This is a genomic window from Streptomyces abikoensis (genome assembly GCF_014648775.1).
GTDB classification, from domain to species: domain Bacteria; phylum Actinomycetota; class Actinomycetes; order Streptomycetales; family Streptomycetaceae; genus Streptomyces; species Streptomyces abikoensis.
The window spans coordinates 371,599-394,058 of the sequence record NZ_BMRT01000006.1 but is presented as its reverse complement, the minus strand read 5'-3'; the positions used below and the strand labels follow the sequence as shown (position 1 = coordinate 394,058).

19 protein-coding genes are annotated in these 22,460 nt (G+C 76.4%); 10 read left to right on the top strand and 9 right to left on the bottom strand.

The features are described from left to right. Positions 1–19: 19 nt before the first annotated feature. The 5 genes from IE096_RS21655 to IE096_RS21635 all read right to left on the bottom strand — a co-directional run bounded on the left by IE096_RS21655 (position 20) and on the right by IE096_RS21635 (position 9,284). A complete protein-coding gene (locus IE096_RS21655) occupies positions 20–4,702 on the bottom strand; it encodes a hypothetical protein (protein ID WP_189454191.1) in 4,683 nt (1,560 codons plus the stop codon). 54 nt (positions 4,703–4,756) lie between these two features. Next, entirely contained in the window at positions 4,757–5,626 is an 870-nt protein-coding gene (locus IE096_RS21650; RefSeq protein WP_189454281.1) for a hypothetical protein, read from the bottom strand. Positions 5,627–5,936: 310 nt separating this feature from the next. Further along, positions 5,937–7,478 (bottom strand): hypothetical protein, encoded by a 1,542-nt coding sequence (locus IE096_RS21645; protein ID WP_189454189.1) that lies wholly within the window; start codon positions 7,476–7,478, stop codon positions 5,937–5,939. Between the two features lie 142 nt (positions 7,479–7,620). Beyond that, positions 7,621–8,589: a DUF979 domain-containing protein gene (locus IE096_RS21640; RefSeq protein WP_189454187.1), complete on the bottom strand. Its 969-nt coding sequence runs from the start codon at positions 8,587–8,589 to the stop codon at positions 7,621–7,623. Beyond that, entirely contained in the window at positions 8,586–9,284 is a 699-nt protein-coding gene (locus IE096_RS21635; RefSeq protein WP_189454185.1) for a DUF969 domain-containing protein, read from the bottom strand. Before IE096_RS21635 ends, IE096_RS21640 begins: the two co-directional genes overlap by 4 nt. Positions 9,285–9,451: 167 nt before the next feature. Between IE096_RS21635 and IE096_RS21630 the strand changes: the two genes are divergently transcribed. The 4 genes from IE096_RS21630 to IE096_RS21615 are packed head-to-tail and all read left to right on the top strand — an operon-like array spanning position 9,452 to position 12,367. Next, entirely contained in the window at positions 9,452–10,105 is a 654-nt protein-coding gene (locus tag IE096_RS21630; protein ID WP_189454183.1) for a GntR family transcriptional regulator, read from the top strand. Beyond that, a complete protein-coding gene (locus tag IE096_RS21625; RefSeq protein WP_189454181.1) occupies positions 10,102–10,860 on the top strand; it encodes a LamB/YcsF family protein in 759 nt (252 codons plus the stop codon). Before IE096_RS21630 ends, IE096_RS21625 begins: the two co-directional genes overlap by 4 nt. Further along, positions 10,857–11,507 (top strand): 5-oxoprolinase subunit PxpB, encoded by a 651-nt coding sequence (gene pxpB / locus IE096_RS21620; protein ID WP_229820454.1) that lies wholly within the window; start codon positions 10,857–10,859, stop codon positions 11,505–11,507. The genes IE096_RS21625 and pxpB overlap by 4 nt, the downstream gene beginning before the upstream one ends. Continuing rightward, entirely contained in the window at positions 11,504–12,367 is an 864-nt protein-coding gene (locus IE096_RS21615; protein ID WP_189454179.1) for a 5-oxoprolinase subunit C family protein, read from the top strand. The genes pxpB and IE096_RS21615 overlap by 4 nt, the downstream gene beginning before the upstream one ends. A 70-nt stretch (positions 12,368–12,437) precedes the next feature. Here the strand turns inward: IE096_RS21615 and IE096_RS21610 are convergent, their stop codons facing one another. Together IE096_RS21610 and IE096_RS21605 are read right to left on the bottom strand one after the other, a co-directional pair. Continuing rightward, positions 12,438–13,637 carry a glycosyltransferase family 4 protein gene (locus IE096_RS21610; RefSeq protein WP_189454177.1) on the bottom strand — a complete coding sequence of 400 codons (1,200 nt, stop codon included), beginning with the start codon at positions 13,635–13,637 and terminating at the stop codon, positions 12,438–12,440. A gap of 86 nt (positions 13,638–13,723) precedes the next feature. Then, positions 13,724–13,867, bottom strand: coding sequence for a hypothetical protein (locus tag IE096_RS21605; protein WP_189454175.1), 144 nt, complete (start codon positions 13,865–13,867; stop codon positions 13,724–13,726). A gap of 155 nt (positions 13,868–14,022) precedes the next feature. On the opposite strand from IE096_RS21605, the gene IE096_RS21600 reads away from it, so the two are divergent. Next, entirely contained in the window at positions 14,023–14,508 is a 486-nt protein-coding gene (locus IE096_RS21600) for an SPW repeat protein (RefSeq protein WP_189454173.1), read from the top strand. Positions 14,509–14,571: 63 nt separating this feature from the next. Here IE096_RS21600 and IE096_RS21595 read toward each other — a convergent pair whose 3' ends face one another. Next, positions 14,572–14,769 (bottom strand): hypothetical protein, encoded by a 198-nt coding sequence (locus IE096_RS21595; protein ID WP_189454171.1) that lies wholly within the window; start codon positions 14,767–14,769, stop codon positions 14,572–14,574. 209 nt (positions 14,770–14,978) lie between these two features. Between IE096_RS21595 and mdlC the strand changes: the two genes are divergently transcribed. Further along, positions 14,979–16,580 (top strand): benzoylformate decarboxylase, encoded by a 1,602-nt coding sequence (gene mdlC / locus IE096_RS21590; protein WP_189454169.1) that lies wholly within the window; start codon positions 14,979–14,981, stop codon positions 16,578–16,580. Positions 16,581–16,754: 174 nt separating this feature from the next. Continuing rightward, on the top strand, positions 16,755–18,176 hold the full coding sequence (locus IE096_RS21585) for a cytochrome P450 (protein WP_189454167.1): 1,422 nt from the start codon (positions 16,755–16,757) through the stop codon (positions 18,174–18,176). A 141-nt stretch (positions 18,177–18,317) separates the two neighbouring features. On the opposite strand, the gene IE096_RS21580 is transcribed toward IE096_RS21585, so the two are convergent. Next, positions 18,318–18,731, bottom strand: coding sequence for a hypothetical protein (locus tag IE096_RS21580; RefSeq protein WP_189454165.1), 414 nt, complete (start codon positions 18,729–18,731; stop codon positions 18,318–18,320). Positions 18,732–18,901: 170 nt separating this feature from the next. On the opposite strand from IE096_RS21580, the gene IE096_RS21575 reads away from it, so the two are divergent. Genes IE096_RS21575 through IE096_RS21565 form a run of 3 tightly spaced genes read left to right on the top strand, consistent with a single transcriptional unit; the run spans position 18,902 to position 22,441 of the window. Then, entirely contained in the window at positions 18,902–19,579 is a 678-nt protein-coding gene (locus tag IE096_RS21575) for a response regulator transcription factor (protein ID WP_189454163.1), read from the top strand. Then, positions 19,572–20,993, top strand: a complete 1,422-nt coding sequence (locus IE096_RS21570) for a sensor histidine kinase (protein ID WP_229820452.1) — start codon at positions 19,572–19,574, stop codon at positions 20,991–20,993. The genes IE096_RS21575 and IE096_RS21570 overlap by 8 nt, the downstream gene beginning before the upstream one ends. 47 nt (positions 20,994–21,040) lie before the next feature. Then, a complete protein-coding gene (locus tag IE096_RS21565; RefSeq protein WP_189454161.1) occupies positions 21,041–22,441 on the top strand; it encodes an FtsW/RodA/SpoVE family cell cycle protein in 1,401 nt (466 codons plus the stop codon). Positions 22,442–22,460 lie beyond the last annotated feature (19 nt).

The following is a 22,460-nucleotide window of genomic DNA, read 5'->3' as shown; positions in this document are numbered from 1 at the left end:
CGTCGGCCCACGACCCTGCTCAGGCGTGTGCCGCCTCCTCGGAGGGGCGGACGTACATGCGCGTGGCCGTGATCTCGCCGTGCACCTTCTCCGCGTCCGGATCCTGGGGCTGGGGCAGGCCCGGGCGCAGGTGCTCCTCGACGCTGATGTACTTCAGGCCCGCCCGCAGGTCCGCGTCGTTGCGCAGCCGGATGACCAGCGGGAACTCGGCGAGGGCCGTCGTGTCGAACAGGCCGGTGGTGTAGAGGAGCTGGACGCCCAGCGCGTCGGCGACGGCCCGCTGGAGCTCCAGCAGGTACGTGGCGTTGGCGCGGCCGATGGGGTTGTCGAGGAACAGCGTGCCCGCGTGCGCCTGCTTGTCGCGGCCCCGGTCGTTGCTGCGCAGCGCCGCCATGGTGCAGTACAGCGCGATGGCGGCGGTCAGCAGCTGGCCGCCGGAGAAGACGTCGCCCATCTGGCCGACGGGGACGCGCTCGGCGCGCAGCACGGCGTCCGGCTTGAGGATCTCCACGGCCACGCCGCGCGGCAGCAGCGCCGCCCGGACGCCGCGCAGCAGCAGCGACATGCCGTCGCGGCGCAGGTCGGAGTTCTTCTTGACGGCGGAGCGGGTCGCCTCGTCGATGACCTCGCCGAGCCGCTCGGTGAGCGTGGCCTGGTCGGGGTCGTCGAAGCGGATGCGCAGGAACTCCTGTCCGGACCACTCCCCCAGGCCCTCGGGCAGCCGGGAGAGGCGCTGCGCGGAGCGCAGGGTGGTCAGCGAGGACTCCACCAGCCCGCGCAGCCGGTCGACGATGCTGTCGCGGTTGCGCTCCAGCTGCTCCAGCTCGTCGGTCAGGACGCGCAGGCGGGGCGCGAAGGCCTCGGCCCAGGCGGTGGCGTGCTCGGGCAGGGCGGCGGCGGGCAGTTCGCGGATCTGCTGCCGGGCGGGGGTGCGCACGTGCTCGTAGCGGGTGGAGTTGGCGTGCCGGATGAGCACGTCGCTCGCCTCGCGGACGGCGGCCTCGGCGGCCGACAGGTCGCCCGCGCAGCCGCGCAGGGAGCGCCGGCTCTCGGCGGCGGCCTGCCGGGCCTCCTCCAGCGTCCCGGTGTACGGCTCGGGCTGCTCGGCGTCGTCCTCGGGGGTGTTGTCGCGCAGCAGGTCGCGCAGGAGCGCGGCCGTGTCGTCGAAGCCGGTCGCGGCGTCCTCGGCGGCGCGGTGGGCGCGCAGCAGGTCGCCGTGGGCGGTGCGGGCGGCCTCCAGGGCCTCGGTGCGGGCGGCGAGTTCGCCGGTGGCGGTGCGCAGCAGTTCCTTGGCCCGCTCGGCGCCGTCGGGCACGAGCTCCTCGGGGAGCTCGGTGTGGGCCTCGCCGTCGGCGGGGGCGAGGCGCTCGGCCTCGCCGCGCAGCCGGCCGAGCTGCTCGCTGGCGGCGGACGCGCGGGACTCCAGCATCGTCACGAGCGATTCGGCGCGGGCGGCGGCGGCCTGGCGGGACGGGCCGTCGGCGCCGTCGGTGCCCTCCAGGAGCTGGGCGGCGCGGGTGCGCACCTTGTTGGTGAGGCGGTCGAGTTCGGCGCGGGCGGCGCTCTCGTCGCTCTCGGCGCGGGCCTGTTCGGCGCGCAGGTCGGCGCCGACGCCGACCTTCTCGTAGACCTGGGAGGCGGCGCGGTAGGCCTCGCGGAGGGCGGGCAGGGAGGCGGTGGGGGCGTCGGCGGTCCCGGCGACGTCGTCGGGGGCGCCGGCGATCTCCGCGCGCTCGGCGCGCAGGGCGCGGGCGGTGCGGTGGGCGTCGTCGGCCGCGCGCTGGGCGGCGCGGCGGTCCTCGTCGGCGGCGCGGGCGCGGTCGACGCAGATCTCGGCGCGCTCCTCGGCCTCGGCCGCCTCCTCGGCCAGTTCGCGCAGCCTGCTCTGCCAGGTGGCGCGCTCGCGCAGCCGGTAGGCGAGGCCGGCGAGGGCGTCGGCGACGCGGCGGGCGCGCTGGGCGGTCTCCTGGCGCTCGTCGCGCTCCCGGGCCGCCTCGGCGGCGGCCTGGTCGGCCTCGGCGCGGGCCGTGCGGGCCTCGGCCAGGGTCTCCTGGGCGGTGTCGGCGGCGGCGCGGCAGCGCCCGGCCTCGGCGGCCAGCTCGGCGAGCCGCCCGGCGGGGCAGCCGGCGCGCCAGGCCGAGAGGCGGGCGGCGAGGGTGCGGTCGCCGGCGAGGCGGGCCGCGACGGCGCGGATCTCCTCGTCGCGGGCCAGGGCCCGCTCGCGCAGGGCGTGCCGCTCCTCGTCGGCGGCGCGCTCGTCGTGCATGGCCGGGTTCGGCGGGACGAGGAACACGCCGTCCCCCGCGTCGCCCTCGCCCCGGGGGGCGGGTGCGAGCAGCGCGGCGGCGGTGCCGACGGCCACGGCCGAGCGCGGCAGCAGGGAGGCCGCGCCGAGCACCTCGCGGGCCCGGGCGTGGGAGTCGGTGTCGGTGATGACGACGCCGTCGACGAGCTCGGGGCGGGCGGCCAGGACGGCCGCGTGCCGGGCCGGGTCGACGGACTGGGCGAGGTAGCGCCAGCCGGGCAGGGCGGGGATGCCGTGCTCGCCGAGGTACTCGACGGCGGCCAGCACGTCGGGGCTGGGCGGCAGCAGGCCGCCGTCGCCGAGGGCGCCGAGGATGCGGGAGTCGTCGGCGGCGGCGGTGCGCAGGTCGAACAGCTGCCGTTCGGCGGCGGCGACGTTCTCGTCGAGCAGCTCGCGCAGGGCGTCGGCGCTGCGGTCGAGCTCCTCGGCGGTGAGCGCACCGCCGGGGGCGCTGCCGTGCGGGGTGCCCGACTCGCCGGCCGTCCCGCCCTCGCCGGGCGCGCCGGCGGTGCCCGTGCCGCGCTGGCCCGGGAGCTGGGCGGAGGCCGTCGTCTCGGGCAGGCCGAGGAGTTCGACGAGGCGGCGGTCGGCGCCGATGGACTCCGCCGCCCGGCGCTCGGCGTCGTACGCGGCCTCCGCCGCCGTGGCGGCGTCGGCGGCCCGCGCGGCGGCGAGCTCGGCGCGGCCCTCGGCCGCGGCGGCCTCCTTCGCCCGCTCGGCGGCCTGCCGGGCGCTCTCGCGGGCGGTCTCGTAGGCGGCGACGGCCGGCTTCTCGGCGTCGCTGGCGGCCAGCGCGGCACGGGCCGGGTCGGCGTCGGGGCCGCTGCCGTCGATCCAGCCGGCGCGGACCGCCTCGGCGGTCTCCTGCTCGACCTCGGCGAGGCGCTGGCGCAGGTGGCCCGCTTCGCTGCGGGCGCGCTGGGCCTCGGTGGCGGCGGACGTGGCGTCCCGGTGGGCGGCCTCGCCGGCCTCCTGGAGGGCGGCGGACCGTTCCTCCTGCTCGTCGGCGAGCCGCTCGCCCTGCTCGGCGGCGGCGTTCAGGGCCCGGACGAGCTCGGCGGCGGCCAGCGTGCGGGCGGCCAGCGCCGGGGCGGCGTCCCGCTCGGCCTCGTGGATGGCGGCGGCGACGCGCGCGGAGCGGTCGGCGGCGGCGCGGTGGCGCAGCACGGTCTCGGCGGCCTGCCAGGCGGAGTGCAGCGTACGGGCGTCGTTGAGCTCGCGGCGCTGGGCGGCGGCGGACTTCTCGGCGGCGGCCAGCGCCAGGGAGGCGTGGCGGTAGGCGAGTTCGGCGGCGACCAGGGAGGCGCGGCCGCGCCCGGTCTCGGCGTCGGTGACGGCCTGCGCGGCGGCGGCGACCCGCTCGGCGAGCTCGACGGCGCGGCCGCGCTCCTCGGCGCCGCGCGCGGACAGCCGGCGGGCGAGGAGGCGGGTGCGGCGCTCGGCGCCGGTGTGGACGCCCCGGGCCCGGTCGCGCTGCTCGGCGGCCTCCGCGATCCGGGAGAGGAGGTCGAGGGAGCCGGCGGTGAAGTCCCGTTCGGCGGTCAGCTCGGCGCGGCGGCCCAGCTTGTGGGCGAAGCCGTGCACCAGGTCGGCGAGGCCGTCGGTGTCCCGGGTGTCGGTGACCGCGCGCAGCAGCAGGTCGGTGAAGTCGGAGTCGTTCTTGACGGCGAAGAGGCCGGCGGCCTCGCCCTCGTCGGCGTTCATCTCGCGCTGGTAGCGGAAGAGCTCGGGGTCCAGGCCCAGCTCGCCGAGGTGCTCGTTCCAGCGCTCGTGGATCTCCTCCCACACCACGTCCAGGTTGGGGTAGGCCTTGCCGGCCTCGGTGAGGGCGTCGCGGAAGCCCTTCATGGTGCGGCGGCGTCCCCGGGCGCCGGAGGCGCCGTCCGCCTTGGGGCGCATCGCGGTGGACTCGGCGACGGGCAGCGAGTCCAGGCTGAGGCCGGGGCCGGGCCGGAAGGAGTACCAGGCCTCGGCGAACTTGCGGGGGTCGTTGGAGACCTGGCGGCCGCGCCACTCGCTGACCTTGCCGACGACGACGCTCTCGCCGGTGAGGACGTGCTGCCACTCCAGGGCGACGTGGCCGCAGTCGTCGGCGAGGAGGAACTTGCGGAGCACGCCGGAGCTGGCGCCGCCCAGGGTGTTGCGGTGGCCCGGCAGCATCACCGAGAAGATCAGCTTGAGGAGGACGGACTTGCCGCCGCCGTTCTCCAGGAAGAGCACGCCGGCGGGCGCGGGGCGGCGCGGCGGGCCGACGGGCTCGTCCTCGAAGAACTCCGCCTGCGTGGGCGCGGGGTTCGGCACCGGCGCGCCGACCCCGCGCAGGTCCAGCACGGTGTCGGCGTAGCGCGCGCCGGCGGGCCCGATGGAGTAGAGGCGGACCCGGGACAGCTCGTACATGGCGGCGGACTCTCGTTTGCTTGTCTCTGGTTGACGGTTGGGGCGGTTCGGCGGCTACGCGTGGAAGGGCAGGCCCGCGTCGGCGACCAGTTCGAGGTCGTCGGTGTCGTCCGGCGGGAGCAGGGTGGGGGTGCCGTCCCCGACGGGGACGACGCCCAGCTCCAGCAGCTCGGCCATGGCGGCGGTGCCGGCCATGTCGCGGACCTGGAGCTGGTAGCGGGCGGTGGTGCGGAAGGCGCCGCCCGCGTCGTCGCCGGTGCGCTGGAGGAAGCCGGAGTCGACGAGGAAGGCGACGGCCTTGGCGATGATGCCCGTGGTGGAGCCGGCGAGGCGGCGGGCGTCCTTGGTGGCGCCGGTGGCGCTGCGGCGCGCGTAGACCCGCCAGGCGGCCTCCAGGCCGGGGGCGTCGCTGGTGGGGTCGGTGTTCTCGCCCTGCTCGGCGGCCCGCTCCTCCAGCCGGCGGCAGGCCTGGCGGACGAACGCGTCGATGCCGTTGACGGTGACACGGCCGATGTAGCCGTCGTCGGCGAGGTCCTCGGGGCGCGGGAAGGCCATGGCCGCGACGGCGAGGTGGGCGAGGCCGTGGAGGAAGCGGTCACCGGAGTCGACGGTGGCCCGGCGGGCGTAGTCGCCCATGCGGACGGCGAAGACGGAGTCCTCGGCGGCGGTGACGGCCATGCCGGCGCGGGTGGAGACCTCCAGCACGACGAGCCCGAGCCCGGCGGCGACGGCGTCGGCGAGGCGCGCGAACGCGGGGTCGTCGCGGTGCCGGCGCAGCAGGTCGGCGTACTCGGCGTCGCGGGCGGGCTGGAGCTTGGGCTGCAGGCCGAAGGCGATGAGGCGGGCGGCGTCGGCGGCGTCGGCGGGGGTCACCTGCGCGGCGCCGCTCGCGACGGGGGGCTCCGGCGTTTCCGGCTGCGCCACGTCGTTGGCGTCGTACTCAGTCACGTTCGCTTGCTCCTGCTGAGGGTTTGCGTGGGGTGTGGTCGGTTCGGCACCGCCGGACACGTAGCGGGGGCCGAGCGCCGTCGCGGCGGGGAGGGAAGGAGCCCCAGCCCCGCCCTTTCACCGTTTCCCGGGGCTCCGCCCCCGACCCCCGGGGGGCGGGGGGCTTGCCCCCCGTTACGGGAAGGGGCGGGACTGGGGAACCCCGCCCCGCCGCAACGGCGGGACGCCGCACGGCGCGGGCCGGCGGTGCCGAGCCGGGCGGTCCCCTGAGCCCGCCGCACGGCGGTCACGACGCCTCCGCGCGGTCCGCCGCCATGCCCGCCGCGTCCAGGAGGGCCTTGCCGACGATGAGGTCGGCGCCGCCGAACTCGGGGTCGTCGAGCGGCGTGCCGTCATCGACGGCGAAGAGCAGGGACTGCTCGCCCTGGCGGTAGGCCGTGCCGACGGAGGGGCTGGCGGCGTGGACGGCCAGCAGGGCGACGAGGTAGGGCAGTTCGGGGTCGCGGCGGCGGGCCTCGGCGAGCAGGCCGGAGAGGCGGCGGGGCGCGTCGGCGGGCAGGTCGAGCAGTTCCAGGGCGCTCGCCAGCTGCTCCTCGCTGAAGCGGCTGTCGTCGGGCGTCTCCACCAGGTCCGGCTCGGGCATCTCCGCGCCCAGGTGCTCGCGCTCGACGGGCGGCGTCAGCAGCATCTCGACGAGGTCGCCGACCCGTACCGAGGCCGGGACGCGCAGGCCCGTGCCCCGGGCGAAGAAGGCGTCGGTGACCCGGCCCGCCCGCTCCAGGGGCAGCGGCAGCACGGGGGCCAGGAGCTGGCCGTAGAGGTCGAGGCCGGCGTGGGCGGCGGGGGTGGCGAAGGCCTGCCGGTCCTGCTCGGCGCGGAAGAGCGGGCCGGCCTCCAGGAGGCGGGACTGGAGCTGGGTGTGCCGGCGGATGCAGTCCTTGACGATGTCGACGAGCTCGGCGGCGCGCCGCTTGTGCTCGGCCGTCTTCGGGTCGACGGCGGCCTCGGCCTCGTCGCGCGCCTTGCGGATGTTGGTGAGGATCGCGTTCTCGTGGCGGTAGCGGTCGGCGACGTGGTCGAGCGCCTCGGCGATCATGTCGGGGACGGCCTGGAGCCAGTCGACGGCGCGGACGTTCCGCCGGGTGGCGTCGAGGGTCTTGCGGAGGGTCTCCGCGTACTGCACGGTGCGGTAGCGGGCCTGCTCGGCGGCGAGCTGGGCGTCGGCGAGCCGGCCCCGGCTGATGAGGACCTCCAGCTTGACCTCGGCGGCGATCTGCGCGCTGGTGACGTCCGTGTCGAGGGCGCCGACCAGGACGTTGACGGCCTCGTCGGTGGTGCGCAGGAAGACCGTGCCGCCGGGGCCGGGGACCTCCTCGATGAGCTTGAAGTCGTAGTCCCGCCTGACGTACGCGCCGTCGGCGCCGAACGTGCCGTAGACGGCGCGGAAGCCCCGGTCGACGCTGCCGACGTTGATGAGGTTCTCCAGGACCCAGCGGGCGACGCGCTCGTGCTCGGCGGCCGGCCGCTCGGGGGCCTGCGCGGCGACGCGCGGCTGGAGCCTGGCCACTATCTGCTCGTGGTCGGCCCCGGTGTCGAAGTCCATGTTGAGCGTGACGAGGTCGATGGCGGCCAGCGCCACCTCCGCCATGGCGTAGACGCCGAACTCCCCCGCGAGGTTGGCCTTGCGCACGTCGAGGTCGTGCAGCGGCGCGGTGCAGGCGAGCGCGCGCAGCCGACGGGCCAGGCCCTCGTCGGCGGCCGGGCCCGGGGCCGGCCGGGAAGGCCCGTTGAGCTGGGGCGGAACGGCCGCCGGGGCTGCAGAAGTCACGTCGCACAGAGTAGGCGGTCGCACCGACAACGGACGAAACGGCACGGGGGTCGCCCGGCCGCGGCCCCCTAAGTCTAGGGCGGGGCCCGGCCGGGGCGGACGGCGGCCCTCCGGCTGCGTCCGTCAAGCCGCGTACCGCCCGTCAGACCGCGAAAACGGACATGATGCCTATATTGCAGCCGAGCAGGACGAACGCCGTGGGCAGCTGGGCCTTGATGGGCCCGTACTGGTCCGTCAGCTCCAGGAGGGCGGCCGGGATCAGGTTGTAGTTCGCCGCCATGGGCGTGACCAGGGAGCCGCAGAAGCCCGCGAGCATGCCGACGGCGAGGACGGCGGCGGCGTTCCCGTGCGCCTGCTCCACGAGGACCGGCCAGCCGACGGCGGCCGTCATCACGGGGAAGGCCGCGAAGCCGTTGCCCATGACGGCGGTGAAGAGGAACATGCCGCAGCAGTAGACGACGACCGCGAGGAACACCGAGCCCTCCGGCAGGACGGCCGCGGTGAGGCGGCCCACCTGCTTGCCGACGCCCGCGTCGGCGAAGATGGCGCCGAGCGTGGCGAGCATCTGCGGCAGCAGCATGGCCCAGCCCGCGGACTCCAGCATCGAGCGTCCCGCGTGCAGCGGTACGGACAGCCGCCGCTCACGCAGCATCACCATGCCGAGGACGAGCGCGACGACGGCGCCGACGCCCAGCCCCAGGACGGTCTCGCTGCCCTTCTGGAGGACCGGCTGCCCGCCGACGGACAGCCGCTTCAGCCCGACCGCGCACACCAGGGCGACGGCGGGAACGGCGAGGGCGGGCACGAAGAGCGCGTTGCCGTGCCGCCGCGCACCGGCCGCCCGCCGCTCGGGGCCGGCGGTGCGGGGCGTACTGCGGCCGGTGAGGCCGAAGCCCGCCAGGCAGGCCATGACGAGGACGGCGGCGCCCAGCGGTTCGGGCGGGGCGCTGCCGTCGGCCACCCAGGTGCCGTAGCAGAAGCCCGCGCCGAGCAGGCCCCAGAAGGCGGCGGTGCCCAGGCGCCGGGGGTTGGTGCGGTCGGCGAGCATCTGGGCGGACATCGCCAGGAGGACGCCGCCGACGAGCCAGTAGAACCACTCCGCCTTGATCATTTGGCCGCGCCCTCCGGTTCCCTGGGGGATATCGGCGGATGCGCGAGGGTCCGGTCCAGGCGCAGCAGCCGCCAGCCGTGGACGGCGAGGGCGCACAGCGCGGTGGGCACGGCCCACAGCGCGAGGTCCAGCGGCTCCAGCCGGGTGTGGTAGGTGGTGTTGACGAATCCGGTGATCAGCAGGATCGAGCCGACCGCGAGGAAGACGTCCTCGCCGAAGAAGAGGCCGACGTTGTCCGCGCTCGCGGCGTACGAGCGCACCTTCTCCCGCGCGCCGGCGGACAGCGGCCCGTGGCGGCGCTCGGCCGCGCCCTCCGCCATGGGCGCGGCGAGCGGGCGGACGGTCTGGGCCTGCCCGAACACGCCGTTGAGCCCGAGGGCCGCGGTGAGCTGCCGCAGCAGGAGGTAGAGGGCGAGGAAACGGCCCGCGGTGAGCCCGGTGAAGCGGCCCATCAGGTGCCGGGCCCGCTCCTGGAGGCCGTGGCGCTCCAGCAGGCCGATGACGGGGAGGGTGATGACGAAGACGGTCACCGCGCGGCTGGAGGCGAAGCCGGTGCCGAAGTCGGCGAGGATCCGCTGCGGCGACAACCCGCCCAGCAGGCCGGTGGCGATGCCGGCCGCGCCGACCACCAGCAGGGGGTTGCGCCTCGTGGCGAAGCCCGCCACGACCACGAGGACGCCCAGGAGTACGAGCATGCGTGGGGGCCTTCCGCATTCTCGGACCTCACTCGACGAGGTGAGGCGACTGCGGAGGACGCTAAGATATTGTTCAACAATCCTCAATAGGTGACGCCGAATCAGCCGGATCGGTCGGCGAACCGGCGCCGCCGAACCGGATATCCGTCGAGCCCGTGGGAGAGTCCATGGCACGGACCACCGCTTCCGGCGCCCAGCGCGCCGCCGCGGCGCTGCGCGACCGGATCGCGGACGGCCAACTGCCGCCCGGCACCCAGCTGTCGGAGGAGGCCCTGGGGCGGGAGCTCGGGGTGTCCCGCAACACGCTGCGCGAGGCGTTCCGGCTGCTCGTCCACGACAACCTCGTCGTCCACCTCCTCCATCGCGGGGTGTTCGTCCGGGTCCTGGAGCCCGTCGACGTCGGGGACATCTACCGGATGCGGGCGGCTTTGGAGACCGCCGGCGTCCGGGCCGCCGCCGGTGCGCCGAGCGCCGCGCGGAGGGCCGTCACGGCCGCCGTGGCCGAGGCCGAGCGGGCCGCCGCCGACGGCGACTGGCGGCGGGTCGGCTCGGCGGACCTGCGCTTCCACCGGGCGCTCGCCGCCCTCACCGGCAGCGTCCGCGTCGAGGAGGCGATGGACCGCCTGCTGGCCGAACTGCGGCTCGCCTTCCACGAGATGCCCTCGCCGCGGCGCTTCCACGAACCGTTCGTCGCCCGCAACCGCTCGATCGCCCGGCTGCTGGCGGAAGGCGCCCACGAGCGCGCCGAGGCGGAGCTGACCACCTATCTGGACGACGCGCTGGCGATCGTCCTCGACGCGATGCGGGAGACCGACCGATGACGCCGATGGACCTCAACGCCGACCTCGGCGAGGGCTTCGGCCGCTGGCGACTGACCGACGACGACGCCCTGTTGTCGGTCGTCACCAGCGCCAACGTGGCCTGCGGCTTCCACGCGGGCGACCCCTCCACCATGCGGTGGGTGTGCGAGCGCGCCGCCGAACTCGGGGTGCGCGTGGGGGCCCAGGTCTCCTACCGCGACCTCGCGGGCTTCGGCCGCCGTGCCATGGACGTGCCCCCGGACGAACTCGCCGACGAGATCACCTATCAGATCGGCGCGCTGCGCGTCTTCGCCCGGGCCGCCGGGACGGACGTGACGTACGTGAAGCCGCACGGCGCGCTCTACAACCGCGTGGTCACCGACGCCGAGCAGGCCGAGGCCGTCGTGCGCGGGGTGCTGCGCGCGGGCGGGGCGCTGCCCGTCCTGGGCCTGCCCGGGTCGCGGCTGCACGAGGCGGCCGGGCGCGCCGGACTGCCCGTCGTCGCCGAGGCGTTCGCCGACCGCGCCTACACCGCGCTCGGCACGCTCGTGCCGCGCCAGGACCCGCGGGCCGTGGTCCACGACGCGGACGCGGTCGTCGCCCGGTCCGTGCGCATCGCCCGGGACGCGGACGTCACCGCGCTCACCGGTGAGGACATCGCCGTCCGGGCGCGTTCACTGTGCGTCCACGGCGACACCCCGGGGGCGGCGCTGCTGGCCCGGCGGGTGCGCGCGGCGCTCGAGACGGCGGGCATAGCGGTGGAGGCGTTCGCGTGAGCGCCGCCTGCGGCAACGGCATACAGCGCGTCCTGCCCGTCGGGCGGCACGCCCTGCTCGTGGAGGTCGCCACCACCGAGGAGGCCCAGGCCCTCCACGCCGAACTGCTGCGCCGCCGCGACGCGGGCGCCCTGCCCCCCGTGCGCGAGATCGTGCCGGCGGCCCGGACCGTCCTGCTGGACGGGCTCGCCGACCCGCGCGGCCTCGCCGCCGCGCTGCCCCGCTGGGACATACCCCCCGTCGCCGCCGCCGACGCGCCCCTCGTCGTACTGCCCGTCCGCTACGACGGGGCCGACCTCGCGGAGGTCGCCACGCTGTGGGGTGTGAGCGAGGACGAGGTGGCGCGCGTTCATTCCGGCATCGAATTCCGCGTCGCCTTCTGTGGCTTCGCGCCGGGGTTCGGCTACCTCACCGGCCTTCCGGAGCGTCTGCACGTACCGCGCCGGGCCACGCCGCGCACCTCCGTGCCCGCCGGCGCGGTCGGGCTGGCCGGCCCGTACACCGGCGTCTACCCGCGCTCCTCCCCCGGCGGCTGGCAGATCGTCGGCCGGACGGACGCGGCGCTGTGGGACCCGGAACGGGAGCCCGCGGCGCTGCTCGCGCCGGGGACGCGGGTCCGCTTCGAGGAACGGGGGCGACGGGCGTGAACGCTCTCACCGTCGTACGGGCCGGGGCGCTCACCACCGTCCAGGACCTGGGCCGGCCCGGCCACGCCCACCTCGGCGTCCCGCGTTCCGGCGCCCTCGACGAGCCCGCCCACCGGCTCGCCAACCGCCTGGTCGGCAACCCCGTCGAGCACGCCACGCTGGAGACGACCCTCAGCGGCTGCGCCGTACGGGCCGACGCGGCCGTGACCGTCGCCGTGACGGGCGCGCCCTGCGCGGTACGCGCGGGTGGGCGGCCGGTGGCGTGGGGCGCGCCGGTGCGGGTGCCGGCGGGGGCGGTCCTGGAGGTGGGCGCCGCCACGGCGGGGCTGCGCTCGTACGTGGCCTTCGCGGGCGGGGTCGCGGTGCCGCCGGTGCTGGGCAGCCGGTCGCGGGACCTGCTCTCGGGGCTGGGCCCGGAGCCGCTCTCCGACGGCGCCCGGCTGCCGCTGGGGGCGCCGTCCGGGGCCTCGGCGGGCGTCGACGCCGTGCCGTGCGGGGCGCTGCCGCTCGGCGAGCTCGTCCTGCCGGTCGTTCCCGGGCCGCGGGCGGACTGGTTCGCGCCGGAGGCGGTGGGGGTGCTGGCGGGGGGCGGTTTCCGGGTGTCGTCCGCGAGCAACCGCATCGGGCTGCGGGTGGACGGGCCGGGGCTGCCGCGGGCCCGGGGCGGTGAGCTGCCGAGTGAGGGGCTGGTGCGGGGGGCTGTGCAGGTGCCGCCGGACGGGCGGCCGGTCGTCTTCCTCGCCGACCACCCCACGACGGGGGGCTACCCCGTCATCGGCGTCGTCCCCGGGCCGTTCCTCCCGGGCGCCGCCCAGTCCCGTCCGGGGACGCCGATCCGCTTCGTCGCGCGGCGGGGCTGACCGGGGCACCCTCCCCGCCGCGACGGCGATCGGCCCGCGCGGCGGTGGCCGGCGGTGCCGAACCGGCCGGTCACCGCCGGCCCGGCACCGCCGGGCCCCGCCATCCCGGCCGGGCACCGTCGCGGCGGACATCGGGCGCCCCCGCCCGTCCTCCCGACCGTTCCGCGAGGACCTCGCGGTAGTGGTCGAGGAGCTGGTCGCCGATCGCGGTCCAGGTGCGGGTCAGAACCGTGGCGCGCCCGGCGCGCCCGTAGGCGTCGCGGGTGCCGCGCGCGGCCTCGAGCGTGAGGACCGCGTCGAGGAGGGCCTCGGGGTCGCGGGGGCGGACCAGCAGGCCCGTGCGGGCGTGGTCGATGAGGTCGAGGGGCCCGCCCACCGCCGGCGCGATGACCGGGACGCCGCTGGCCTGGGCCTCCTGGATGGTCTGGCAGAACGTCTCCTGGGGGCCGGTGTGGACGAAGACGTCCAGCGAGGCGAAGACCCGGGCGAGTTCGTCGCCGGTGCGGGTGCCGAGGAAGCGCGCCCCGGGCAGCAGGGAGCGCAGCCGGGCCGCGTGCGGCCCGTCGCCCGCGATGACGACACGGACGCCGGGCAGGGCACAGACGGGGGCCAGCAACTCCACGCGCTTCTCGGGCGCGAGCCGCCCCACGTAGCCGACGATCAGCTCGCCGCCGGGCGCGAGCGCGCGCCGCAGTTCCAGGTCGCGCCGGGCGGGGTGGAAGAGCTCGGAGTCCACGCCGCGCCGCCACAGCCGGATCCGGGGCACTCCGTGCGCCACCAGGTCGCGGACGGCCGCGGCGGAGGGCGCGAGGGTGCGGTCGGCCGCGCCGTGGATGGCGCGCAGCCGGTGCCAGGCGTAGGTCTCGCCCGCGCCGACGTAGGTCCGGGCGTAGCCGGCGAGGTCGGTCTGGTAGACGGCGACGGCCGGGATCCCCAGGCGCCCGGCGGCGCGCAGGGCGCGGGCGCCGAGGACGAAGGGGCTCGCGAGGTGGACGACGTCGGGCCGGTGGGCGCCGATCGCGGCGGCCAGCCGCCGGCCCGGCAGCGCGACGCGGACCTCCGCGTAGCCGGGCAGCGCGACGGACCGTACGCGGACGACCGGGCAGGGGGCGGACGCGCCGGCCCCGGGCTCGGCGCCCCGGGGCGCGGCGGGGGCCACGACCAGCGGTTCGTGGCCGCGCAGCACGAGGTGCCGGGCGGTCTGCCAGGCGCAGTGCGCGACGCCGTTGACGTCGGGCGGAAACGATTCGGTGACGATGACGACACGCATACGGCTGTTGTCGGCGTTCCGCACGCCCGACGGGCCACGTGGATCTTTCCGCCCGGGAAACGTCCCGTGAGCGTCAGGTCGGTCCCTCAGTCCATGCCGCGGACGATGTGGGACTCGGCGGCCTCCGCGCCCTCCGGATCGTCCTCGGCGGGCGGGGGTGCCGCCTTGTCCGGGGCGTCGGGGACCGTGCGGGCGCGCGTGCGCTCCTCGGTTCCTGCGGACTCTTCCACGGTGGGTCGCCTCCCCCTGCCGTTCGGTTCTGACCCGTAAGCCTTCCCCCTTCCCTCGCTCGATACACCGCCCATTTAGGTGAATTAAAGGGTAATTGGGGTAAAATGGCACCAGTCCGAACCCATAGGGCCCCTAGGGAAAGAAGGTGGCTGACGTGACCGCCCCTACGTCGCCCCGGATCGAAACCCACCCCGACATCCTGGCGCTGCGCGCCCACTCCGAGGAGACGACGGCGACTCCCGCCGCCCAGGCCGTCGAGGCCCTCGCGCTCCTCAGCGGCGTTTATCTGGCCGCCTCGCCATGGATCGTGGGCTTCAGCTTCGCCACCAACCTGGCCATCAACAATCTGATCGTGGGCATAGCCTTCGCATGCCTGGTCGGAGGTTTTGGCTCCGCCTATGAACGCACCCATGCCATGAGCTGGGCCGCCGTCGGTCTGGCCGTCTGGACGATCGTCTCCCCCTGGGTCGTCGCAGGCCACACCCTCGTCACCGCCTTCATCACCCGCGCCATCGTCAGCAATGTCGTCATCGGCGTCGTGTGCTGCCTGGTCGCCCTCGCCTGCGCCCGCATGGGCCTCGTCAGGGGCACTCCCGGCAAGGACACCCTCGGCAGGAGCACCGCGGGAGGCCGCCGCTGACCCCCGCCCTTCCCCTCGTCCTCGACGCCCCGCCGCCCGCTGCCCCGGACGGCGGGGCCGTCGTCATTCGCCCTGCCGGTCGGGCCCGCTGACGGCGGGCGCGGCGGCGGGCGCGGCCGCCTCTCCGCCGGGGCGCGCGCCCTCGCCGCGCTCCCCCGCCTCGCCCGTGACGCCCCCACCCGTGACGGCCTCGCCCGAGACGGCCCACCCCGACGGCCCGTCGAGGGCCCGCCTCGCCCGCTTGCGCAGCTCGGTGTTCATGTCTCTGCGAATCCGTCGGATGATCTGATCCATATCTGGCATACGGGGGACGCTAGAACCCGCCCGGCGGCAACATCCCGCAGGCCAGGGCGTATTCACCCGCTCGGATGAATACTCAGGTGATCTTCCGGGGTCGTGGCTACGGCGGGCGGGAACGGGCAATGCTCCCCTCCCCCGATCGGCCCACGGATCCCAAGAGGTGCCAGGCGATGACGACCGTACGCGCAGCCACTCGTGAGCTGTTGCGGTCCCGCGGAGCGACGACGGTGTTCGGCAACCCGGGCTCCACGGAGCTCCCCTTCCTCCAGGACTTCCCCGAGGACTTCCGGTACGTCCTCGGCCTGCAGGAGGCCGTGGTCGTGGGGATGGCCGACGGCCACGCCCAGGCCACCGGGCGCACGGCCCTGGTCCATCTCCACTCCGCGTGCGGGGTGGGCAACGCCATGGGGGCGATCGTCACGGCGGCCGCCAACCGCACGCCGATGGTGGTGACGGCGGGGCAGCAGGTGCGGGCCATGATGACCATGGAGGCGCTGCTGACCAACGTCGACGCCACCCTCCTGCCGCGCCCCGCCGTGAAGTGGGCCTACGAGCCGCCGCGCCCCCAGGACGTGCCGGCCGCGCTCGCCCGGGCGTTCCACATCGCCGAGAGCGCGCCGCGCGGCCCGGTGTTCCTCTCCCTCCCGATGGACGACTTCGACGTGGAGCTCGACGCGGCCGGGGCCCGGGCCGCCCGGCACGCCGCCGCCCGCCGGGTCGGCGGGGCCGCCCGGGCGGACCGCGCCGAGGTCGAGGCGCTCGCCCGCAAGCTGATGACGGCGGTCGATCCCGTGCTGGTGACGGGCGGCGCGGTGGACGCGGAGGGGGCCTGGGACGCCGTCGTGGCGCTCGCCGAGCGGCGCGGGCTGCCGGTGTGGGCCTCGCCGGTCGAGGGGCGCGTGGGCTTCCCGGAGACCCACCCGCTCTACCAGGGCGTCCTGCCCCCGGCCATCGGGCCGCTGGCGCAGACCCTCGCCGGGCACGACCTGGTCCTGGTGGCCGGCGCGCCCGTCTTCCGCTACCACCCTTACGTCCCCGGCCCGTTGCTCCCCGAGGGCACCGCGCTGACGCTGCTCACCAGCGACCCCGGCGAGGCCGCCCGGGCGCCCGTCGGCGACGCGCTGGTGGCGGGGCTGCGGCCCACCCTTGAGCTGCTGTGCGAGCTGGTGGACAAACGCGGGGACGACGAGGCCGCGCACCGCGCCGACGACACCCCCGTCGAGATCCCGGAGGCCGACGGGGAGCCGATGTCGGCGTCCATCGCGCTCGCCGCCATCGCCGGCGCGGCCCCCGCCGACACCGTGTGGGTCCACGAGTCGCCCTCCACCGTCCAGGCGTTCCGCGACCACGTCCGCGTCGACCGGCCCGGCTCCTTCCTGGCGGCGACGGGCGGCGGACGGGGCTTCGGCCTGGCGGCCGCCGTCGGGGCGCGGCTCGGCCGCCCGGAGCGGCCGGTGGTGGCGCTGGTGGGCGACGGCTCCGCGCAGTACGCCATCACCGCGCTGTGGACGGCCGCCGCCTACCGGGTGCCCGTCACGTTCGTGGTTCCCGCCAACCGCGAGTACGCGGTCCTGAAGTCGTTCGGCCGCTTCGCGAACGCCCCGGACGTCCCCGGGCTCGACCTGTGCGCGCTGGCGCGCGGCTACGGGGTGCCCGCGCACCGGGCGACGGACCCCGCCCACCTCGCGGAGCTGGTCGGCGCCGCCACGGCCCGCCCGGACGGCCCCGTCCTCATCGAGGCCCCGGTGACCACCGTGCCGCCCGTCCTCTGACACGTCCCGCTTCCTGGTGCCGCGCGCGGCGGCGTCCGTTCGCGCGCGGCCGCTCCACCACGTCTTCCACCGGCCCCCCACCGCATGGAGCTGCATCATGCCCGTTTCCGTGACAAGTCCCCCGGAGAGCACCTCGCCGCCCACCGCCCTCGCCGAGCCGGGGGAGGTGCCGGCGTGACCCGGACGAGCGAGACCTCCGGCACCACGGCCGTCGAGGACGCGGCGGGCACCGCCCTGCCGGTCGCCTCCCGGGGCGAGAACCTGCGGCTGACGCTGGGCTACTTCCTGCCCGACTACCTCCGGGGCGTCTTCCGGCCCCGGCCGCGCGTCGCCCGGCTCGTGGCCCGGCTGGACCACGGCCGGCGCGGCGCGGAGCTGATGCGTGCCCTGCGCCGGCGGCACGGGAAGGGACCGGTCGTGGTGCGCGGCACCTCGGGCCCCACGCTGCTGGTGCTGGACGCCGAGGACGCCCGGCAGGTGCTGGCCGGGCCGGTGGAGATCTACGCGGTGGACACCTGGGAGAAGGTGAGCGGCTTCGCCGCCGTGCAGCCCGAGGCGCTGATCGCCTCGCACGGCCGGCAGCGCACGGCACGGCGCGCCTTCAACGACGCGGTGCTGGACGCGGGCTGCCCGGCGCACCGGCTCGCGGGACACTTCCTGCGGGTGGTGGGCGAGGAGGCGCGGGCGCTGCTGGGCCCGGAGGCGGAGGCCGGGCTACCGGCCGACCGGCTGCGCGAGGGCCTCGACCGGGTGGGGCGGCGCTGCTTCCTGGGCGACGCGGCCGCCGACGACCTGGAGTTCTCCCGGCTGCTGGACGAACTGCTGGCCGAGGCCAACTGGATGGGCGCCCGCCGCTGGCGGGCGGCGCGCACCCGCCGGCTGCGGCGCCGGATGATGCAGCGACAGGCCCGCTACCTGTGCGACGCCGATCCGCGCAGCCTCGGCGGGCTGTTCCGGACCGCGCCCCGGGGCCCGGAGACGGCTCCCGAGGGGCAGGTCGCGCACTGGTTCATGGCGCTGGCCCCGTTGCGGGCGGCGGTGGCGCAGACGCTGGCCCTGCTCGCGACCCACCCCGCGCACTACCGGCGGGCCGCCGAGGAGGTGCGGGACGCGGACCGGGCGCACGGCGCCCACACGGTGCCCGGGTACCTGGCCATGCCCTATCTGCGGGCCTGTGTGCGGGAGGCGACGCGGTTGTGGCCGCCGGTGCCGAACCTGACGCGGCGCACCACCGCCGAGACCCGCTGGCGGTCGGCGGTGGCCCCGGGCGGCGTCAACGTGCTGGTGCCCGCCGCGTTCCACGCGCGGGACGCGGAGCGCGTCGACCACGCGCACCGGTTCGCGCCCGAGAAGTGGCTGGACGGCACGGCCGAGCGGGACTGGGCGGTCAGCCCGTTCGGCCGGGGCGAGGCGCGGTGCAGCGGCATGGAGCTGGCGCTGCTGCTGGCCACGGGGTTCGTCGCCGAGTTCCTGCGCGGCGGCGAGCTGGCCGTGGCCGGGGTGCGGCTGGGGCCCAAGCGGCCGCTGCCGTACGCCTTCGACGCGACGCGGCTGCGCGTCGGCTACCGCCCCTACCGGATGCCGGAGGGGTCGTGACGACCGTGGCCACCGACCCGGCGCCGACACGACGGTGGGCGTGCGCGCCGAACGCGGGCCGCGCGGCCGCGCGTTCGGCGGCGGGGCGGTAGAGAGGACCCCGGGCCGGGGGAGTGCGGGATCCCCCCGGCCCGGAGCGTGTCAGCGGCCGGCGGCCACGGGCTGCCGGCCGGTGCCGTGGCCGCCGCTCTCCAGGGCCTCGGCCGTGGCGTACCAGCGCTCCTCGCGCAGCTCCGCCAGGCCGTGGCCGGCGAGGCCGGTGACGTGCTTGAGGATGGTGCGCGCCTGATAGCCCACGGCGACGCACAGTTCGTCGACGGAGGCGCCCTCGGCGCCACGGGCCAGCAGCCCGTCCCAGGTGCGTGCCTCGTGGCGGCCGAGCTCGGGGACCGCCCTCGGCCGCGCCTCCGCGCGTACTTCCGTGCGTGGCTCGGGGCGTGTCTCCGCCCGGTGCTCCGGCCTCGGTCCGGGCCGGGCGGCGGGGCGGCCGAGGCCCACCGGGCGCGGCGTGCGGTTGACCCTGCGGTGTCGGCGGCCCTTCTGGCGCTTGCTCATGGCTGAACCACTGCTCCGTCCTGCGTCGTCGATCCTGCGGTGCCGGTGCGTCAACCCGCCGCGACACCACCCGGTTACGTCCCTTCCACTAAGTGTGCGCGACATCACGCACCGTGACCCCGGATGGCGGTGCAGGAGTTGCGTTCCGTCGGTTATGTGAGGCTTGGGGCGTGCGCATCTTGATAGTCGAGGACGAGACGGGTCTCGCGGACACCCTGCGACGGGGGCTGGCCGCCGAGGGGCACTGGGCGGACGTCGTCCACGACGGGCACCGGGGCCTGGAGGCCGCCCTGGCCGGCCCGTACGACGTGATCATCCTGGATGTGATGCTGCCGGGTCTCGACGGCTACGAGGTCTGCGGGCGGCTGCGCCGGCTGGGCGTGTGGACGCCGGTGCTGATGCTGACGGCGAGGGACGGCGAGTACGACGAGGCGGAGGGGCTCGACGCGGGCGCCGACGACTACCTGACCAAGCCGTTCTCCTTCGTGGTGCTGCTCGCCCGGCTGCGGGCGCTGGGCCGCCGCCGGGGCGCGGCCGGCAGCCCCGTGCTGCGGGCCGGGGACCTGGAGCTGGACACGGCCGGGCGGCGCTGCCGCCGGGGCGGGCGGGAGATCGAGCTGACCGCGCGCGAGCTGGCCGTGCTGCGCTGTCTGATGGCCGCCGAGGGACAGGCGGTGGCCAAGCGGGACGTCCTCGACGAGGTGTGGGACTCCCCCGGCGGGACGGACCCCAACATCGTCGAGGTCTACGTCTCGTCGCTCCGCAGGAAGATCGACGCGCCGTTCGGCCGCCGGTCCATCCTGACCGTGCACGGCACCGGCTACCGCATGGCGCCCGACGGTGGCTGAGCCCCGCCCGCCGAGGTCCCCCCGTACCGTGCGCGGCCGCTGCGCGGCGGCGGCCGCGCTGGCGATGGCGCTGCTGCTCGCGGCGGGCGGGGCCTGGCTCTACACGGTCCTGCGCGCCAACCTGCTGGACAACGTGAGCGGCCGCACCGAGCTGGCCGCCCGCGAGGTGGCGGCCCGGGCGGACGCCGGGCCGCTGCCCGCGCTGCTGCCCGCGCCCCGGGACGGCGTCGACGTCGTGCTCGTCCTCGACCCGCGCGGCACGGTGATCGCCACGACCCGGCCGTCGGCCGAGCCCCTGGCCCGCCGGTTCGCCGCGCTGCGGCCCGCGCCGGGTGCCGACACCGCCTCCACCGTGACCCGGGCCATGGGCGGCCAGCGCGGCGACCTGGTGGTCGTCCGTGCCACGTCGCCGGGGGCGGAGGAGCGCTATGTCTACGCGCTGACCGTCCTCAGCGACGTCGACGACGCCACCCACACCATCGCCATGGGGCTGCTCGCCGCCGCGCCCCTGCTGATCGCGCCGGCCGCCGGCCTCGGCTGGGCGGTCACCGGGCTGGCGCTGCGGCCGGTGACCCGGATCCGTACCGAGCTGGCGGCGGTGACCGCCAGCGAGCTGGACCGGCGGGTGCCGGAGCCGCCGGCGGACGACGAGGTGGCCCGGCTGGCGCGGACCGTCAACGCCACCCTGGACCGGCTGGAGCAGGCGGTCGGCAGACAGCGGCAGTTCGTCGCCGACGCCTCCCACGAGCTGCGCAACCCCGTGGCCGCCGTGCGCTCCCAGCTGGAGGTCGCGCTGGGCGCGCCCGGCGGGCCGACACCGGAGTCGGTCCGCGCGGCCCTGGCCGACACCGTGCGGCTCCAGCGCGTCGCGGCGGACCTGTTGCTGCTCGCCCGGTTCGACGCGCGCGTGCCCTCGGGCGCGACGGAACCCGTCGACCTGGCGCTGCTGGCCGCCGAGGAGGCCGCCCGCCGCCCCGCGCCCCGGGTGCTGGTCGCGGTGGACGCCCCCGCGCCCGTACCGCTGCGCGGCCGGGCGGCCCAGTTGGAGCGGCTGCTGGCCAACCTGGTGGACAACGCCCTGCGGCACGCCGCCTCGGAAGTCACCGTGCGGGCGTACGTCACGGAGGGGGAGACGGGCCGGTGCGCGGTGCTGGAGGTGGCCGACGACGGGCCGGGGATCCCGCCCGGGCAGCGGGAGCGGGTCTTCGAGCGGTTCGTGCGGCTGGACGCGGCGCGCGACCGGGAGAGCGGCGGCAGCGGGCTGGGGCTGGCCATCGCCCGGGAGATCGCGCGGGCGCACGGCGGGGACCTCCGGGCGGACTCGCGGACGGACGGCGGCGCCCTCCTGGTGGCGCGCTTCCCGCTGCCGGAGGCGGACGAACCGGCCGGGAAGCGCCGCTCGCGGGAGTTCTGAACGAGCCTTCAGGAATCTCAGGTTTCTTTCAGCACCCGCCGATCACCATGGCCGGTGTGACCGTGGAAACCGTACGAGCCACCGCGTACCGGCGTCGGCGCGCCGAGGCGCTGCTGCTGGGCCTCACCGTGCTCATCAGCTGTTTCGGCTATGTGTACACCGGGCTGGCGACCACGGGGAGCGTGCCCGGCGGGCTGCCGGGGTTCGCGGGGAGCATGGTGTGCCTGGCGATCGTGCCGCATCTGGCGGTGCGCCGCTGGGCCCCGTACGCCGATCCCCTGATCCTGCCGCTGGCGGTGCTGCTCTCCGCGTTCGGGCTGGTGCTGCTGTACCGGCTGGACCCGGCCTACCGCGCGCGCTACCACGCCGAGTCCACCGCCTCGGGGCAGCTGATGTGGACGGTGATCGGGGTGGGGCTGTGCGTGCTGGTGGTGGCGCTGCTGCGCGACCACCGCCGGCTCCAGCGCTACATCCACCTGACGATGGCCGTGGCGCTGGTGCTGCTGATGGCGCCCGCGTTCTTCCCCGGGGACACCTACGGCGCCAAGCGGTGGATCTTCATCGGGCCGCTGTCCTTCCAGCCCGGCGAGTTCGTCAAGACCATGATCGCGGTGTTCTTCGCGGGCCATCTGGTCATCCACCGCGACGCCCTGGCCCTGACCGGCCGCCGGGTGCTGGGCGTACGGCTGCCGCCGGGCCGGCAGCTGGGGCCGATCCTGACGGTGTGGGTGCTGAGCCTGCTGGTACTGGTCCTGGAGCGGGACCTCGGCACCTCGCTGATCTTCTTCGGGCTGTTCGTGGTGATGCTCTACGCGGCCACCGAGCGGACCAGCTGGGTGGTGTGCGGCGTGCTGATGGCCGTCGTGGGCGCGGGGGTGGTCGGTTCGCTGGAGCCCCACGTCAAGGGACGGGTCGACGCCTGGCTCCATCCCTTCGGGGCGTTCGAGCCGGGCAGTACGTTCTCCCCGCAGGCCGCGCAGGCGCTGTTCGGCTTCGGCAGCGGCGGCGTCACGGGCGCGGGCCTGGGCCGGGGCCACCCGGAGCTGATCGGCTTCGCGGGCCGCAGCGACTTCATCCTCACGACGGTCGGGGAGGACCTGGGGCTGGCCGGCACGATGTTCGTCCTCGTCCTCTACGCGCTGCTGGCGCAGCGGGGCCTGAGCACGGCGCTGCGCTCGGCCGACCCGTTCGGCAAGCTGCTGTCGGTGGGCCTGGCGGCGGCGCTGGCGCTGCAGGTGTTCGTGGTGGCGGGCGGGGTGATGGGGCTGATCCCGCTGACCGGCAAGGCACTGCCGTTCCTGGCGAAGAGCGGTTCGTCGCTGGTGGCGAACTGGCTGATGGTGGCGCTGCTGATCAGGATCAGCGACAACGCCGGGAGGGTGGGCGGGAACCAGGCGGCGCGGGTGGGCGGGAACCAGGCGGCGGGGGAAGCCGGGCCCGATTCTTGACCTGCGCCGTGAACGCCCG